Source organism: Paraburkholderia acidisoli (assembly GCF_009789675.1).
Classification (GTDB): Bacteria; Pseudomonadota; Gammaproteobacteria; order Burkholderiales; family Burkholderiaceae; genus Paraburkholderia; species Paraburkholderia acidisoli.
The window spans coordinates 1,647,646-1,664,217 of the sequence record NZ_CP046913.1 but is presented as its reverse complement, the minus strand read 5'-3'; the positions used below and the strand labels follow the sequence as shown (position 1 = coordinate 1,664,217).

General features: G+C 65.5%; 13 protein-coding genes. 6 read left to right on the top strand and 7 right to left on the bottom strand.

All coding sequences use genetic code 11. The features are described 5' to 3' along the window. Nucleotide 1 precedes the first annotated feature (1 nt). The 4 genes from mscL to mfd all read right to left on the bottom strand — a co-directional run bounded on the left by mscL (nucleotide 2) and on the right by mfd (nucleotide 6,823). The gene (gene mscL / locus FAZ98_RS07195) at nucleotides 2-460 is read right to left on the bottom strand and encodes a large conductance mechanosensitive channel protein MscL (RefSeq protein WP_158950149.1); all 459 of its coding nucleotides are present in this window, start codon (nucleotides 458-460) and stop codon (nucleotides 2-4) included. 294 nt (nucleotides 461-754) lie between these two features. Continuing rightward, nucleotides 755-1,765, bottom strand: a complete 1,011-nt coding sequence (locus FAZ98_RS07190; protein WP_158950147.1) for a threonine/serine dehydratase — start codon at nucleotides 1,763-1,765, stop codon at nucleotides 755-757. Between the two features lie 44 nt (nucleotides 1,766-1,809). Then, a complete protein-coding gene (argE, locus tag FAZ98_RS07185; protein ID WP_158950145.1) occupies nucleotides 1,810-3,030 on the bottom strand; it encodes an acetylornithine deacetylase in 1,221 nt (406 codons plus the stop codon). A gap of 304 nt (nucleotides 3,031-3,334) precedes the next feature. Further along, nucleotides 3,335-6,823: a transcription-repair coupling factor gene (mfd, locus tag FAZ98_RS07180; RefSeq protein WP_158950143.1), complete on the bottom strand. Its 3,489-nt coding sequence runs from the start codon at nucleotides 6,821-6,823 to the stop codon at nucleotides 3,335-3,337. A 424-nt stretch (nucleotides 6,824-7,247) separates the two neighbouring features. On the opposite strand from mfd, the gene ispD reads away from it, so the two are divergent. The 3 genes from ispD (at nucleotide 7,248) to FAZ98_RS07165 (ending at nucleotide 9,864) form a co-directional block, all read left to right on the top strand. Then, nucleotides 7,248-7,967 carry a 2-C-methyl-D-erythritol 4-phosphate cytidylyltransferase gene (ispD, locus tag FAZ98_RS07175; protein ID WP_158950141.1) on the top strand — a complete coding sequence of 240 codons (720 nt, stop codon included), beginning with the start codon at nucleotides 7,248-7,250 and terminating at the stop codon, nucleotides 7,965-7,967. A 61-nt stretch (nucleotides 7,968-8,028) separates the two neighbouring features. Further along, the gene (gene ispF, locus FAZ98_RS07170) at nucleotides 8,029-8,508 is read left to right on the top strand and encodes a 2-C-methyl-D-erythritol 2,4-cyclodiphosphate synthase (RefSeq protein ID WP_158950139.1); all 480 of its coding nucleotides are present in this window, start codon (nucleotides 8,029-8,031) and stop codon (nucleotides 8,506-8,508) included. 207 nt (nucleotides 8,509-8,715) lie between these two features. Beyond that, nucleotides 8,716-9,864 carry an acyltransferase family protein gene (locus FAZ98_RS07165; protein WP_158950137.1) on the top strand — a complete coding sequence of 383 codons (1,149 nt, stop codon included), beginning with the start codon at nucleotides 8,716-8,718 and terminating at the stop codon, nucleotides 9,862-9,864. Between the two features lie 29 nt (nucleotides 9,865-9,893). Here FAZ98_RS07165 and FAZ98_RS07160 read toward each other — a convergent pair whose 3' ends face one another. From FAZ98_RS07160 to ompR, 3 genes are all read right to left on the bottom strand, one after another. After that, nucleotides 9,894-10,442 carry a peroxiredoxin gene (locus tag FAZ98_RS07160; protein WP_158950135.1) on the bottom strand — a complete coding sequence of 183 codons (549 nt, stop codon included), beginning with the start codon at nucleotides 10,440-10,442 and terminating at the stop codon, nucleotides 9,894-9,896. Between the two features lie 170 nt (nucleotides 10,443-10,612). Next, nucleotides 10,613-11,968: an ATP-binding protein gene (locus tag FAZ98_RS07155; protein ID WP_158950133.1), complete on the bottom strand. Its 1,356-nt coding sequence runs from the start codon at nucleotides 11,966-11,968 to the stop codon at nucleotides 10,613-10,615. Between the two features lie 79 nt (nucleotides 11,969-12,047). After that, on the bottom strand, nucleotides 12,048-12,782 hold the full coding sequence (gene ompR / locus FAZ98_RS07150; protein ID WP_027814652.1) for an osmolarity response regulator transcription factor OmpR: 735 nt from the start codon (nucleotides 12,780-12,782) through the stop codon (nucleotides 12,048-12,050). A gap of 263 nt (nucleotides 12,783-13,045) precedes the next feature. Between ompR and FAZ98_RS07145 the strand changes: the two genes are divergently transcribed. From FAZ98_RS07145 to FAZ98_RS07135, 3 genes are all read left to right on the top strand, one after another. Further along, complete coding sequence (locus tag FAZ98_RS07145; protein ID WP_233272577.1) at nucleotides 13,046-13,348, top strand: hypothetical protein; 303 nt, start codon at nucleotides 13,046-13,048, stop codon at nucleotides 13,346-13,348. A gap of 369 nt (nucleotides 13,349-13,717) precedes the next feature. Further along, the gene (locus FAZ98_RS07140; RefSeq protein WP_158950129.1) at nucleotides 13,718-15,253 is read left to right on the top strand and encodes a DUF1800 domain-containing protein; all 1,536 of its coding nucleotides are present in this window, start codon (nucleotides 13,718-13,720) and stop codon (nucleotides 15,251-15,253) included. Nucleotides 15,254-15,344: 91 nt separating this feature from the next. Further along, nucleotides 15,345-16,559: a DUF1501 domain-containing protein gene (locus tag FAZ98_RS07135; RefSeq protein ID WP_158950127.1), complete on the top strand. Its 1,215-nt coding sequence runs from the start codon at nucleotides 15,345-15,347 to the stop codon at nucleotides 16,557-16,559. The last annotated feature ends 13 nt before the right edge of the window (nucleotides 16,560-16,572 follow it).

The window sequence follows — 16,572 nt, the reverse complement described above, 5'->3', positions numbered from 1 at the left end:
CTTACACGCCTTGTCGCGGATTGTCCTTCAGCGAGTCGCGAATCTCGCGCAGCAGCAGCACGTCTTCCGGCGTGGGCGGCGGCGCGGCCGGTGCCGCGGCTTCCTCGGGCCTACGCAGCTTGTTGATGAATTTCACCATCAAAAAGATGATGAACGCGAGGATGATGAAGTTGATCAGCACGGTGATGAACGAGCCGTAGCCGAACACGGCCACACCGGCGCCTTGCAAATCCTTGTACGAATCGGGATTGCCCTTGAACGACGCGGGAATCGCACCGAGCCGGATGAACTGGTTCGAGAAGTCGAGGCCGCCGGTCACCACGCCGATCACCGGCATGATGAGGTCTTTCACGACCGAATTGACAATGCTGGAAAACGCACCGCCGATGATCACACCGACGGCGAGATCCATTACGTTGCCTTTGACGGCGAATTCCTTGAACTCCTTGATCATGCTCATGAGCGGGCTCTCCATGAAGGGGGCGGCACGGGTCTGGGGACAAAACGCCGCGTTCGCGCCATGATAGCGAACGCTCCCGTAACGCGGTAGCAATTTGACATTGCCCGATGTTTGCAAAGCATTGCGCGGCGCGTTTGCGGCTCGAAAAACCGCCTTCAGCACGGCCAAAAGACTCGGTGTTCGCACAACGAATGCATCGATCAGACGAATGTCAGGGTCGCATGTCGCGTGCCTGTTTCGCGTACGGTTCCGGGTGGCGTGAGTGCGACTGGCCGCCTGGCGCGGGCGAGTTGCTTATTGCGCGAGCGCGATGTGTTCGTGGAACGTGGCCGAGTCGGTATTGGTGCCGCACAAGAGCACACCCACGCGCTTGCCTTGCAGCGCGTCGCGCAACGGCCCGAGCAAGGCCGCCGTGGCGGCCGCGCACGCGGGCTCGACGGCGAGCTTGAGCTGCTCGAACAGCAGGCGCATGGCGTGGCGCAGTTCGTCGTCGGAGACCGTGACGATGCGCTCGATGTGGCTGCGGCACAGCGTATAGCTGTACTGCTCGGTGTGCGGCGACATCAGCGAATCGGCGATCGAATGCATGTGCGTCATGCGCACCGTGTGATTCGCGGCGAAGCTCTGGCGCATCGCGTCGGAGCCTTCCGGCTCGACTCCGTACACCTGCACGCGCGGATTCGCGAGACGCAGGGCCGTGGAGACACCGGCCGCGAGTCCGCCGCCGCCGATCGGCACGATCACGGCGTCGAGATCGGGCGCCTGGGTCGCCCATTCGTAGCCGAGCGTGGCCGTGCCGAGCACCGTGCGATAGCCGTTGAAAGGATGGACGTAGTAACGGCCTTCATCGGTTTCGATGCGGCGCACGATCTCAAAGGCTTCCACGCTGTTCGACGCCACGACGATTTCCGCGCCCAGACGGCGGCACTGCGCAATGCGCGCCTCGCTTGCCGTGCGAAACAGCACGACCTTCGCGCTGATACCGAGCCGCATGGCCGCGTACGCCACGGCAATCGCGTGATTGCCGCCCGAGACGCAGGTCACGCCCGCGCTGCGTTGCGCCGCGTCGAGCGCGAGCAGATGCGTGAACGCGCCGCGCACCTTGAAACTGCCGCTCGATTGCAGCAACTCGAACTTGAAGTTGACGAGCGTGCCTTCGACCGAGGGCACGTCGTGGCGATCGAACACGGGCGTGCGCACGACCCACGGCGCGAGCGCGAAGTGCTGCGAGGCGATCTCGTCGAGCGTGGGGATGGCCTCACCGTCGATGGTGTGGTCGGTGGGCAGCGGCGTGGCGGTGGACATGGTGCGGCTTCTTTGCTTGCGTGGTGCGTACCCGGTTGCGCGATTCAGTTCGCACGCGCATCGATCGACAACCCGCGCACCAGCTTGCGCAGGAAGTTCTCGCAGGCCGCGAGCTGATCGAGCGATACGAATTCGTTGGGCTTGTGCGCTTGCTGGATGTCGCCGGGGCCGCACACCACGCTGGGAATGCCGGCGTTCGCGAACAGGCCGGCTTCGGTGCCGTAGGCGACCTTGCGGCGAGCGTCGTCGGCGGTGAGGGCGCGCACGAGTTGCGTGATGGCGGCTTGTTCCGTGGCGTCGAGCCCCGGCGCCGCGGCGACCTTCGTGAACTCGATCGCACCTGCCGCGTTTTCGCGCTGCATCTTCGGCACGAGCGTCTCGCGTGCATATTGTTCGATGCGCGCGAAGATCGCGTCGGGGTCGAGGGTGGGCAGATTGCGGAATTCGAACGCGAAGCGGCATTCGGCCGGCACCGTGTTGACGGCGTTGCCGCCCTCGATCGTGCTGGTTTGCGCCGTGGTGAAGGGCACATCGTAGAGCTCGTCGAACGGACCGTTGGCGCGGAATTCGTCGGCGATATCGCGAATGTGGCAGATGAGGCGCGCCGCGTATTCGATCGCGTTCAGGCCGCGCGGCGTGAGCGACGAATGCGCCGCGTGACCGCGCACGCAGCACTGATACACGTTGATGCCCTTGTGCGCCACGATCGGCCGCATGCTGGTGGGTTCGCCCACGATGCAACCTTCCGGCTTCACGCCGCGTTTCATGAGTTCTTCGATCATGAGCGGTGCGCCCACGCAGCCCACTTCCTCGTCGAACGAGAGCGCGAAATGCAGCGGCTTCGCGAGTTTGACCTGCTGCATCTCGGGCACGAGCGAAAGCGCCGCGCCGATAAACCCTTTCATGTCGCAGGTGCCGCGGCCATAGAGCAGGCCGTCGCGAATCTCGGGCTTGAACGGGTCGCTGTCCCACTTCTGACCGTCCACGGGCACGACGTCGGTGTGGCCGGAGAGCACGATGCCGCCGTTGGTCTCGCCGTTGTGCGCGGGAATCGTGGCGAACAGATTCGCCCATTTGCCGTCGCGGCCGTAGGTGAGCGTGGCCTCGATGCCGCGGGCGCGCAGGTCGTCGCGCACGGTCTCGATCAGGCCGAGATTGGGGTGACGGCTGACCGTGTCCATCGACACGAGACGGGTGACCCAGGGAAGCGAGGCGGGAAGGGAGGCGGTGGACGGCGAAGACTGCGCGGCTTCAGCGTGGGACATGGTTTGGGCTCCGGCTTGCGTGTGCCGTTCATCTTACCCAAAAAGAATTGGGCGGGCTCATGTCACGGGCTTCTGATGCGGTGCAGCACGGAATGCACGGGCTCGGGCGAGGTCGGGCGAAACCGCGGCACACATCACGATGCGCAAGAAAAAGCCCGCGCGTACCGACGATACCGGCGATACGCGCGGGCTTTTTGCAAGACACCCGAGTCTCGGTGCATCGGCATCAACGCACCAGATTCAACACGCCGGCATCAACACATCGACCAATACGCCGGCCAACACATCGACCAACACGTCGACCTCAGCGCGCCGCGGCCGCACGAGTCGGTGCGCCCAACGCGCGCAGCGTCTCCTTCACCGTGGCCACGCGCACGGCGAGATCCGGGCTGCGCGTTTCGATGCGCAGTTTGTCCTGACCCGCGAGCTTGATGTGCTTGTGCTTCTGCACCATCTCGATGATACGCATGGCGTCGATCGGCGGATTCGGCACGAACTGCAAGCCAATCACGGCCTCGGCGGCGTCGATCTTGGTGATGCCGAGCGGCTTCGCGGCCAGCCGCAGGCGATGCGTTTCGATCAGCGCGTGCGCCTGCGGCGGCATCTTGCCGAAACGGTCGATCAGCTCTTCCTGGATGCCGTCGATCGAGTCGTCGTGCTCGCAGTTCGCGAGCCGCTTGTAGAGCGACAACCGCTCCTGCACGTCGCCGCAATAGTCGGCGGGCAGGATCGCGGGCGCGTGCAGGTTGATCTCCGTGGTCGCGGCGAGCGGCGCGTTCAGGTCGGGCTCGCGGCCGTCCTTGAGCGCCTTCACGGCGTCGTTGAGCATGTCGGTGTAGAGCTGGAAGCCGATCTCCTGGATTTCGCCCGACTGCTTGTCGCCGAGCACTTCGCCCGTGCCACGAATTTCGAGGTCGTGCATGGCCAGATAGAAGCCCGAGCCGAGTTCCTCCATCTGCTGGATCGCTTCCAGACGGCGCTGCGCCTGCTTCGTGAGCCCTTGCGGATCGTGCACGAGCAAATAGGCGTACGCCTGGTGATGCGAGCGCCCGACGCGCCCGCGCAACTGGTGCAATTGCGCGAGACCGAATTTATCGGAGCGGTGAATCAGGATCGTGTTCGCGGTCGGCACGTCGATGCCGGTTTCGATGATGGTCGTGCACAGCAGCACGTTCGCGCGCTGCCCCACGAAATCGCGCATCACGGCTTCGAGTTCGCGTTCGTGCATCTGGCCGTGCGCCACGGCGATGCGCGCCTCGGGCACGAGCGCTTCGAGCATCGCGCGGCGATTCTCGATGGTTTCGACTTCGTTGTGCAGGAAGTACACCTGACCGCCGCGCTTGAGTTCGCGCAGCATGGCCTCGCGAATCACGCTGTCTTCCTCGCGGCGCACGAAGGTCTTGATCGCCAGACGCTTTTGCGGCGCGGTGGCGATCACCGAGAAGTCGCGCAAGCCCTCGAGCGCCATGCCGAGCGTACGCGGAATGGGCGTGGCCGTGAGCGTGAGCACGTCCACCTCGGCACGCAGCGCCTTGAGCGTTTCCTTCTGGCGCACGCCGAAGCGGTGTTCCTCGTCGATGATCACGAGGCCGAGGCGTTTGAACTGCACGTCGGACGACAACAGCTTGTGCGTGCCGATGACGATGTCGACGCTGCCGTCGTTGATCTGCGTGATCGCGTTCGACACTTCCTTCGCGCTCTTGAAGCGCGAAAGCTCGGCGATGCGCACGGGCCAGTCGGCGAAACGGTCGGTGAAGGTTTGCGTGTGCTGCTCGGCGAGCAGCGTGGTGGGCGAAAGAATCGCGACCTGCTTGCCGCCCATCACGGCGATGAACGCCGCGCGCAACGCCACTTCGGTCTTGCCGAACCCGACGTCGCCGCACACGAGGCGGTCCATCGGCTTGCCGCTCGTCATGTCGCCGATCACGGCCGCGATGGCCGCCGCCTGGTCGGGCGTTTCCTCGAAGCCGAAGCTCTCCGCGAACTTCACGTAGTCCTTCGGTTCCAGTGCGAACGCGTGACCTTCGCGCGCGGCGCGGCGCGCGTAGAGGTTGAGCAGTTCGGCGGCGGTGTCGCGAATCTGCTGGGCGGCCTTGCGGCGCGCCTTTTCCCACTGGCCCGAACCGAGCGCGTGCAGCGGCGCGCTTTCCGGGTCGGCGCCGCTATAGCGCGAGATCACGTGCAGTTGCGACACCGGCACGTAGAGCTTGCTGCCGTTCGCATATTCGAGGTGCAGGAATTCGGTGTCGCCTTCGCCGAGATCCATCGTCACGAGGCCGTGATAGCGGCCGATACCGTGCTGCGCGTGCACGACCGGGTCGCCCACTTTCAGCTCGGAAAGGTCGCGCACCATCGAGTCGACGTTGCTCGCCTGTTCCTGGCGGCGGCGTCCCGCGCGGCGCGCGAGCGGGCCGTACAGCTCCGTTTCGGTGATGACGGCGAGGCCTTCGGCGGGCAGCGAAAAGCCCGTGGAAAGCGGCGCGACGCCGAGCACGAAACGCTCCTCGCTCGTGAGCCAGTCTTCGTAACTGTCGGCGGACGCGGGGCGCAGACGGTTCTCGGCGAGCAGTTGCGCGATGGTCTCGCGGCGGCCCGCCGACTCCACCGCGAACAGCACGCGGTTCTTCGTGGTGTCGAGATAGCCGCGCAACGAGGCGAGCGGGTCGTCGGCGTGACGGTTGATCGCGAGCGTGGGCAGCGGCGCGGCCCAGCCGCCTTCGCTCGCGGCGGGCAGCACGAGGCGCGCGAACGGCTTGGCGAGCGTGAAAAAGTCTTCGTCGGTCAGGAACAGCCGCTTCGGTTCGAGTATCGGCCGTTCGCGGTCGTGCGAGAGAAAGCTGTGGCGCTGCTTCGTGTCGTTCGTGAAGCGGCGGATCGACGCTTCGAGATCGCCGGAAAACACGAGCTGCGCGTTCTCGGGCAGATAGTGGAACAGTGTGGCCGTGTCTTCGAAAAAGAGCGGCAAGTAATATTCGATGCCCGCCGAGGGCACGCCGTTGCCGATGTCTTTATAGATGGTCGCGCGGCTCGGGTCGCCCTCGAACACCTCGCGCCAGCGGCTGCGAAATGCCGTGCGCGCGGCTTCGTCGAACGGGAATTCGCGGCCCGGCAGCAGCCGCACTTCCTTGACCGGATAGAGGCTGCGCTGGCTGTCCGGGTCGAACGCGCGAATCGAATCGACCTGATCGTCGAACAGGTCGATGCGGTAGGGCAGCGGCGAGCCCATCGGAAACAGGTCGATCAGCGAGCCGCGCACGCAGTATTCGCCGGGGCGCACCACCTGACTCACGTGCTCGTAACCGGCGAGCGTGAGCTGCGACTTGAACTTCGCTTCGTCGAGACGCTGACCCTGCGTGAATGAGAACGTGTAGGCCGCGAGGAACGAGGCGGGCGGCATGCGATACAGCGCCGTGGTGGCCGGGACGATCAGGATGTCGCAACGGCCTTCGCCGAGATCGTGCAGCGTGGCGAGCCGCTCGGAAACGAGGTCCTGGTGCGGCGAAAACGTGTCGTAGGGCAGCGTTTCCCAGTCGGGCAGCAGACGCACGCGCGCGTTCGGCGCGAAGAACGGGATTTCCTGCGCGAGCCGCTGGGCGTCCACGGCGCTCGCGCAGATCACGGCGAGCAGCGGCGGCTGGCCCGCGTTGCCCCGCGCGGCGTCGCGGTAACGGGCGATCAGGAGCGCATCGGACGAACCGTGCGTGCCGTCGAACGCGTAGCGCTGACCCGCCTTGACGACGGCGACGGGAGACGGTGCGGACGGGGACTGCGAGGAAGCGGCGATATCGGACATAGGCTACGGATGGATCGACCGCGCGCGACAATCGCTCGCGTGGACGCTCGTGGTTATATCGGCATCGTGTGCCAAAATCGGGACAGCTTGCCGGCGGCTGGGGCGAGGTGGGCCGCCTCGTGGCGCGCCGCAATTAGCCAGTTCAGTTTGGGGCCGGATTCTGCGCTTCAAGTGCAAAACGCGCTCGCAAACTGCACATTGCCGAATTTTTCGCGTATTTCGTCAGCAAATCGAAAGCATTCGCTCGAAAGCGCCGTCGATTCACCGCCCTGGCCGCTCCATCACCGCGCAAAACCGGTCGTGTACGGGTCGAATTCGATCGAAATCGACCGGATCGAGCGCGCGATTGCGGCCAAAGACCGTGCGGACAAGGGACCTATTATAAAATCCGTCCTTTACTTTGACTCATGCGGTTCGCGACTCCGTGACATCACGCCTTTTTGCCCTGATTCCGTGCGCCGGCACCGGCAGCCGATCGGGGTCGGCCATGCCGAAACAATATCGAATCGTCGCCGGACGTGACCTCCTGCACTTTACGCTTGCCGCCTTCGACGCTTGCGAGGAATTCGCGCAGACGTTGGTCGTGATTTCCCCCGACGACACGTATTTCGACGACGCGCGCTTCGACGGCCTGCGCTACGCCGCGCGCCGTTGCGGCGGCGCCTCGCGCCAGGCTTCGGTGTACAACGGCCTCAAGGCGCTCACCGAGTTCGGCGCCAACGACGACGACTGGGTGCTCGTGCACGACGCGGCGCGCCCCGGCATCACGCCCGGTCTGATCCGCACCCTGGTCGACACGCTGAAGGACGACGCCGTGGGCGGCATCATGGCGCTGCCCGTGGCCGACACGCTCAAGCGCGTCACCACCGAAGCCTGCGCCGCGCCCGGCGCGCGTATTGGCCGCACGGAAGCACGCGACGGCCTCTGGCAGGCGCAAACGCCGCAAATGTTCCGCATCGGCATGCTGCGCTCGGCGATCGAGCGCGCGCAGCACGAAGGGCACGATCTCACCGACGAAGCGAGCGCCATCGAATACGTGGGCCACACGCCGCGCCTCGTGCAAGGCAGCCTGCGCAATTTCAAGGTGACGTACCCCGAAGACTTCGCGCTCGCGGAAGCGATCCTGAGCGGTCCCGCGCAATGAGCGCGGGGGTCGCCCACTGAGCGCCTCGTCGCGCCTCACATTCATCAACCGGAACTCACACATGGACCTCAGAATCGGACAAGGCTACGACGTGCATGCGCTCGTGCCGGGACGCCCGCTCGTCATCGGCGGCGTGACGATTCCCTACGACCGCGGCCTGCTCGGCCACTCGGACGCCGACGTGCTGCTGCACGCGATCACCGACGCGCTGTTCGGCGCGGCCGCCCTCGGCGACATCGGTCGCCACTTTCCGGATACCGACACGCAGTTCTACGGCGCGAACAGCCGCGTGCTGCTGCGCGAATGCCTGCGCCGCGTGCAGGAAGCGGGCTTCACGCTCATCAACGTCGACACCACGGTGATCGCGCAGGCGCCGAAGCTCGCGCCCCATATCGAGTCGATGCGCGCCACCATCGCCGAAGATCTGCAATTGCCTGTCGACCGCGTGAACGTGAAGGCGAAGACCAACGAAAAGCTTGGCTATCTCGGCCGCAGCGAAGGTATCGAGGCGCAAGCGGCGGTGCTGCTCACGCGCGCCTGAGCGGGCTTTCGCGTGTTTTAGCCCTGATTTCAGGGGCTAAACGCGCGGGTCCCGCCAGTCAGGGCGCGCATTGGCAGCAGGCCGCGTGCCTGCTCGCCGCACCGCGCAGATCGTTGTATCTGCAACGATCTGCGAGTCTTTTTCTTGCCGATTAATTTCCTTTTTTGTCGTCCCATACTGGCTCCTTAACCGGAAGTGGGGAGGACAATGGCGGGAATCGAAAGACGCGTGAAAGGTCTCGACGGCCTGCGAGCGCTCGCGGTCGTGCTCGTGTTTCTCTCGCACAAGGCGCATGTCGATGCCGTCGACGTGGGCAAGATCGGTGTGTGGCTGTTCTTTCTGATCAGCGGCTATCTGATCATCGGCGAGCTGCATCGCAGCCGGCTGCGTATCGAAGAGCAGGGCGCGCGCCGTGCCGCGCTGCTGTACGTGTTCTTCATGAAGCGCGCGCTGCGCATCTTCCCCGTTTATTACCTGTTGCTCGTCGCGCTCACGATCGCGCATGCGAGCTTTTATCAACGCGATGTCGATCTCGGGCTCGCGTGGCATTTCGTATTCCTCTCGAATTACTGGATCGGCGTGGTGCATGACGGCTGGCCCGGCACGGTCTCGCATTTCTGGAGTCTCGCGGTCGAGCAGCAGTTTTATCTCGTCGCGCCGTTCGCGTTGCTGTTCGTGCGCGCCTCGCGGCATGGGCTGCTGTGCGCGCTCGTGATCGGCGCGGCGGCGCTCGCCCATCTCGCGCTCTATGCCGAGGGCGCGATCGAGCCGCTCGTGTACGCGTTTTCGCCGTGGAATTTCGCCATGCTCGCGCTTGGCGGCGCGTTGGCGATCGGCGGCTCGAGCGTGACGGTGCGCTCGCGGACGGCGAGCGCGGCGTGGCTCGTGGCGGCTTCGGCGGCGGTGGTGGGATGCGCGCTGGCCCGGGCGCAGTGCGCAGCGTGTGGGGCGGAGCCCGCGCAATCCATGGCCATGCTGCCAGGCGTGCTCGACATCGCGCTGGCACTTTCGCTCGGCGCGCTATTCCTGTGGCTCGTGCGCTGCCAGGACAGCCTGATCGTGCGTGCGCTCGAGGTGCGGCCGCTCGCGTATCTCGGCACGATCAGCTACGGCTTCTATCTGTTCCACAATCTCGTGCCGTCACGGCTGGGCGTCGCGCCTGGCTTCTACGCGCGCCTGCACGTGCCCGACGACGCGCAGACGCTCATCGCGCTCGCGCTGCAATTCGCGCTGGCCGTGCTGCTCGCGCATCTCTCCTGGCAACTGCTGGAAAAGCGTGTGCTGGAATGGAAGCGGCCGTGCGAAACGGCCATACGCAACCGTCTGCCCGCGCGCGCCGCGGCGGACCCAACCTGAGGCCGCGACGATGCACTCCAAACGCCGCGTTACAGCGTCGCGCCGCCGATTTCGCGGCCACCGGGGCACAATTCGCCGGTGCGCAGACCATCGAGCACGCGCAGGACTTCCTCGGCGCTACGTCCGACGTTCAGGTTGTTCACCGTGACGTGCTGGATCGTGTTGTCGGGATCGACGATGAAGGTCGCGCGTAACGCGACGCCGGCCTCCTTGTCGCGAATGCCGAGTTGATCGATCAGTTCGCCCTTGGTGTCGCCGAACGAGTGGTGATTAAGGCGGTCGAGTTCGGGATTCTCGCGGCGCCACGCGAGCTTCACGTATTCGTTGTCGCAGCTGCCGCCGAACACGACCGCTTCGCGATCCTCGAATTCCTTCAGGAGGCGCGCGAACGCCACGATCTCGGTCGGGCATACGAGCGTGAAGTCCTTCGGGTAAAAGTAGATGATCTTCCACTTGTCCGGGAAGCTCTGCTCGGTGAGTTCGACGAACGCCGACTCGCCGTTTTCGTCGGGATGATTGAAGCCGGGCTTCGCGGCCGTGACGGTGAACGCTTCGAGCTTGTCGCCGACGGTTTTCATGGTGGAGATCCTGAAGACGGGGATACGACCGGACGCATGCGCGCCCCCATGAACCGATTGTCGCAGGAGCGGGCGGCGCGTGCTGCGAGCGTGCGCCGCCCATGATGAAGCGATGAATTTGCGTTGAAGAGCGGCGTTGACGTTCGCGGGAGACCCGGCTTCAAAAACCGTCAGACCACGGTGCCCTTGGCGAGCGGAAACTCGATCGTGACCTCGAGGCCGGGACCGGGCAAGCGGTTGCGCAAACGCAGCGCGCCGCGATAGCGGCCCACGAGCCGTTGCACGATGGCCATGCCGAGCCCCGTGCCATTGGCCTGGGTGCGCGCCGTATCGACGCGATAGAACGGCCGCGTGACCAGCGACAATTGATCCTCGGGAATGCCGGGGCCTTCGTCCACCACCGAAAGCTCCACGCGCGAATGCGACACGCGCGTTTCGATCATGATGTGCGGAATGCCGTCGGTTTCGCTCGCGCCGTACTTGCGCGCGTTCTCGAGCAGATTGCCCACCACGCGGCGCATGTCGGTGTCGTCGGCTTCGACCATGGCCGAAGGCGCGAGCCGCGTGATGAGCCGCACGCCGTCTTCCGTGGCCATGCGCGCGGCCATCTCGCCCGCGATCACGGAGAGATCGACGCGCTCGGTCACGCGCTGCGAAGGCCGCGCGTAGTCGAGGAAGCGGCCGATGATCATGTCCATCTGCTCGATGTCGTCGATCATCGCGTCCTTGGTCGCCTGGTCCGACGGACTCATCTCGGTCTCGAGCCGCAGCCGCGCGAGCGGCGTGCGCAAGTCGTGCGAGATGCCCGCGAGCATCAGCGCGCGGTCGGCTTCCAGTTGCTCGAGATCGCGCACCATCTGGTTGAACGAGCGATTCGTTTCCGCCGCCACGCCCATGCCGCTTTCGGGCAACTGCGCGGGCGATTGCCCCGAGCCGACCATGCGCGCCGACATTGCCAGCCGCGCGAACGGCCGGTTCACGAGACTCGTGATGAAGGCCGCGCCGAACAGCGAAAGGGCGAGCGCGGACACGCCCCAGCCAACCCATTGCAGGCCCGTGACGTTGTCGAGCTGATCGCGGTCGAGCGCGACCCAGTAGTCGTCGTCGTCGATCTTGAAGCTGATCCACACGCCCGGGATCTCGTTCACGGACTGCGCGATGACGGTGTCGTCGCCGAGCCGGCCGCGAATGTCGTGTTCGATCAGCCGATTGAGCGACTCGTCGGGCTGGAGCTTGTACTTGTCCGTGGCTTCGCGCGGATACACGCGCACGCCTTCGTTGCTCTCCAGATCCTGGAGCAGCGCGCGGCGCAGATCGGGATCGGAATAGAGCAGCGCGGTGCGCGTGAGCTTGACCACGGCAACGAGCTGAAGCGCCACGCGCTGCGCGCGCGGCTCCCGCTCGATCACGCGGAAGCTCTGGAACCAGGCCGCGAGACTGACCGCGATAAGCAGCGCGATGAGCAGGAAGGTGCGCCAGAACAGGTCGCCGAACGCGAGCGTCAGCAGCCGCCGGTCAATCCGCATGAAACCTTCCTGTGAACTGATGAGCCCTGCGCGACGTTGGGCGTACCGCGGAGCCGCGGGCTCCGTGCTTCATGCCGCATCAGGCCGCGCCGTCGGGAATGAAGACGTAGCCGAGACCCCAGACCGTCTGGATGAAGCGCGGGCTGCCCGGATCGGGCTCGATGAGCTTGCGCAGACGCGAGATCTGCACGTCGAGGCTACGGTCGAACACTTCGTATTCGCGGCCGCGGGCCAGTTCCATGAGCTTTTCGCGCGAGAGCGGCTGGCGCGGATGACGCGCGAACACCTTGAGCACCGAGAATTCGCCCGTGGTGAGCGGAATTTCCTGGCCGGCCTTGGTGAGCGTGCGGGTGGCGAGGTTCAGCGCGAATTCGCCGAACTCGAATACCTCGGTGGTTTCCGAAGGCGCGCCCGGCAGTTCCGACGGCGCCTGACGGCGCAGCACCGCGTGAATGCGCGCGACGAGTTCGCGCGGATTGAACGGCTTGGGCAGATAGTCGTCGGCGCCCATTTCGAGGCCCACGATACGGTCGACGTCTTCGCCCTTCGCGGTGAGCATGATGATGGGCGTGCGGTCGTTGCTGCCGCGCAGACGGCGGCAGATCGACAGCCCGTCTTCGCCGGGCAGCATGAGGTCGAGCACGAGCAGGTCGAAGCGCTCGCGCACCCACAGCTTGTTCATGGCCGGTGCGTTTTCGGCGACGTACACGTTGAAGCCCTGTTCGCCGAGGTAGCGGCGCAGCAGGTCTCGCAGGCGGGGATCGTCGTCGACGACGAGAATTTTGGACGGGTTCTTGGTTTCCATGCCTGGCATCTTAGCGCGATTGGATAGGGGTGCGAGTTTGCACCGATTATGAGGTTACAGTCAGTTACAAAATTTACCCGTGCTGTGCTACGACATCAAGCACTGACAGATAGACTTCTTTACGTTCAGCGGCTGTTCGGTAGATACTTCATTCGATTTTAAATTCCAGCCCGTGAAAAAGCCGGGTTTGCACATGTATCCGAGGTAGCCGTTTGCCGCGTCAAGAAGGGAACAAAACGATGGGAGGGGTCAGGCCGAGAATGCGCCACACCATGCTCGCACTGGCGCTCGCCGGTGGCGTGGTCGCTGCATTCGAACCGGTGCCGGCCCGGGCCCAGCCCTCCGCAGACCGGTACGACCACTCCCTGTCCTATAGCCGCGCACCGGGCGGCAAGTTCGCCATGCGGCGCGTTCGCGGCGAGGCACCCCCGCGTCCCGCCTCGGACCTGAGCCTGCGCGCCGCCGTGCCGCCCGATCTCGATCAACGCCGCCGCGACGGCCACATGACGCCCGACGAACGCCGTCTGCTGCGCCAGCACATCGAAGACGCTGTGCGCGAACTGTACAAGCGCTGATTCCGCTTATCGTTCTCGCGGTTTGCGATTGCCGCCTCCCCGTTTCACTCTCCGCTGTCCACTTCTTCCCGCTGCGACTATTCCCGCGATTCGTGCCCGGCCGGCCGGTATCGGCATCGACGTTCATGACGCGCGTTCGAAATGCCAGTCGTGCGCGACCCCATGGCGCGTTACGTCGCATTACGTCGCATTACGTGGCATTAAGTCGATTTGCGTCGCATCAGGCAGCGTCCCGTGGCAACGCGATCGCCACGCTGAAAAATCCGGTTGCAATTTGCCAGGCCGGCACCGTCAACATTCGCTCGCGCGCGGCCGTTAAACCGCTACATTCGTGAATCGCGCATGCCGGTCGCGGCGCGCCCCCCAATCATGAGCGAAGCCAAACGCAATCCGACGCGCATCGTATCGCGAACCCGCGAATCGGGCGACGACGGCGTTCTCGTCGACGCCGACGACGCGCGCCATCTGCTCATCCGCACGGGCTTCGCGCCGCGCGCCGACGAAGTCGCGCCGTACGTCGGCCTCACGCGCGCCGACGCCGTGGCGCGCGTGCTCGCCACCGCGCGCGTCGAGCCGGTCACGCCCATGCCCGACTGGATCGCGCAAGCGCTGCCGAGCCGCGCGCAACGCCGCGCCTGGACGCCCGACGAGCAGCGCGCCGCGCAACGCGAACGCGCGCAGCACTACGACGCGCTGCGCGCCTGGTGGATGCGCGAAATGCTCGTCACGCCTTCGCCGGTCACGGAGCGCATGACGCTGTTCTGGCATGATCATTTCGCGTGCGGACAGGACAAAGTGGGCGAGCCGCAGTTGATGGCCGCGCAGAACGCCACCTTGCGGCGCGACGCGCTCGGCAGTTTTGCGTCGATGCTGCATGCCGTTGCGAAAGATCCGGCGATGCTGCTGTATCTCGATGGCGCGAGCAATCGCAAAGGCCGCCCGAACGAAAACTTCGCGCGCGAAGTGATGGAGCTGTTCACGCTCGGCGAAGGGCAGTACACGCAGCGCGATGTGTCGGAGGCGGCGCGCGCCTACACGGGCTGGAGTCTCGATCCCGATACTTCGGCGTTCGTCTGGCGCGCCGACCTGCACGACGACGGCGAGAAGACCGTGCTCGGCCGCGCGGGTGCCTTCGACGGCGACCAGGTGCTCGACATCCTGCTGGCTCAGCCGCAAACCGCGCATTACATCTGCACGAAACTCTGGCGCGAGTTCGTCTCGCCGCAACCCGACGATGCCCAACTCGACGCGGTGGCCGCGCGCTTTCGCGCCAGCGGCTACGACATCAAGACGGCGCTCGGCGCGCTGCTGCTCACGCCCGCATTCTGGGACGAAGCAAATCGCGGCGTGCTGGTGAGTTCGCCGGTGGAGTTCATCGTCGGCACGATGCGGCGCTTCGACGTGGCGTATGGCGACACGCTGCCGTTCGCGCAACGCTCGGCCGCGCTCGGCGAGAATCTGTTTTATCCGCCGAACGTGAAAGGCTGGCCCGGCGGCGCGACCTGGATCAACAGTTCGACGCTGCTCGCGCGCAAACAGTTTGTTGACGCCTTGTTTCGTGCTACAGAAGCCGCTCGGCCCATGAAGACGAGTAGTACAACGGGCGCGATGACGAAGATCGCCGCGCCGGCGAAGCCCAATGAAGCGGGCGCGTCCGCTTCGAACGCGATGACTGCGCCGGGCGCGGCGAAGCGCGTTCCGGCGCAAGGCGGCATGCGTTTCGATCTCGACGGCTGGCTCGCGCATTACGGTCTGGCGGCCGACGCCGCGCCGGGTCTGTCGGCGCAATTGCAGATGCAGCACGCGGTGCTGCCGCTCGCGCCCGTCGATGCGATCGCGGCGGGCAGCCGTGCCGGCGCGTATCTGCAGGCCTTGCTGATGGACCCGGTGTATCAGTTGAAGTGACAACTGGAAGGCAGGCCGAAATGCAAGCGCGAGCGACTACAACGTATTTTGGCGGCGCGACGAGCCGCCGTATCCATCAACGAGGTCATGCATGAAACGACGCGAGTTTCTCACCGCCGGCGCCATGGCCGCGACCTCGCTGTGGCTGCCGGGCGTGGCGCGTGCCCAGGGCGTTGCGCATCGGAGCGCAGGTGCGGGCTACGGCAATCTGCTGATCCTCGTCGAACTCAAGGGTGGCAACGACGGCCTGAATACCGTGATTCCGTATGCCGATCCGCTGTATCGCAGCTATCGGCAAAACATCGGCATCGCGCGCGAGCAGGTCGTGCAACTCGACGAGCGCACGGCGCTGCATCCGTCGCTCGCACCGCTCATGCCGATGTGGCGCGCGCACGAACTCGCGATCGTGCAGGGCGTGAGCTACGCGCAGCCCAATCTCTCGCATTTCCGCTCGATCGAGATCTGGGACACGGCCTCGCGCTCCGACGAATATCTGCGCGAAGGCTGGCTCACGCGCGCGTTCGCGAACGCGCCGGTGCCGCGCGGTTTCGCCGCCGATGCCCTCGTGCTCGGCAGCGCCGAGATGGGTCCGCTCTCGAACGGCGCCCGCGCCATCGCCCTCGTGAATCCCGCGCAGTTTGCGCGCGCCTCGCGCTTCGTCACGCCGGTCGCGTTGCAGGAGCGCAATCCCGCGCTCGCGCATATTCTCGACGTCGAGAACGACATCGTGCACGCCGCCGATCAACTGCGTCCGCGTGCCGGCGCGTATGGGTTGAAAACGTCGTTTCCGCAGGGCGCGTTCGGCGCGTCGATCAAGACCGCGATGCAGGCGCTCGCGTCGGGCGACACGGCCCAGGGCGCGCCGATACCCGACAAGGGCGTCGCGGCGATCCGCCTCACGCTCAACGGTTTCGACACGCACCAGAACCAGCCGCAACGTCACGCCGACCTGCTGCACCAGTTCGCCGACGGCATGGTCGCGATGCGCGCCGCGCTGGTCGAACTCGGGCGCTGGGATCGCACGCTCATCGTCACGTATGCGGAGTTCGGGCGGCGCGTGCGCGAGAACCAGAGCCGCGGCACCGATCACGGCACGGCGGCCGCGCATTTCGTTGCGGGCGGGCGCGTGGCGGGTGGACTCTACGGCGAAGCGCCACAACTCGCGCGGCTCGATGGCAATGGCAATTTGCCCGTGAGCGTCGATTTTCGGCAGATCTACGCGACCGTGCTCGGCCCGTGGTGGGGTCTCGACACGCAGGCGGTCCTGCAGCAGCGTTTCGCACCGCTGCCGTTGCTGCGCGCGTGATTTGTCGACGTAC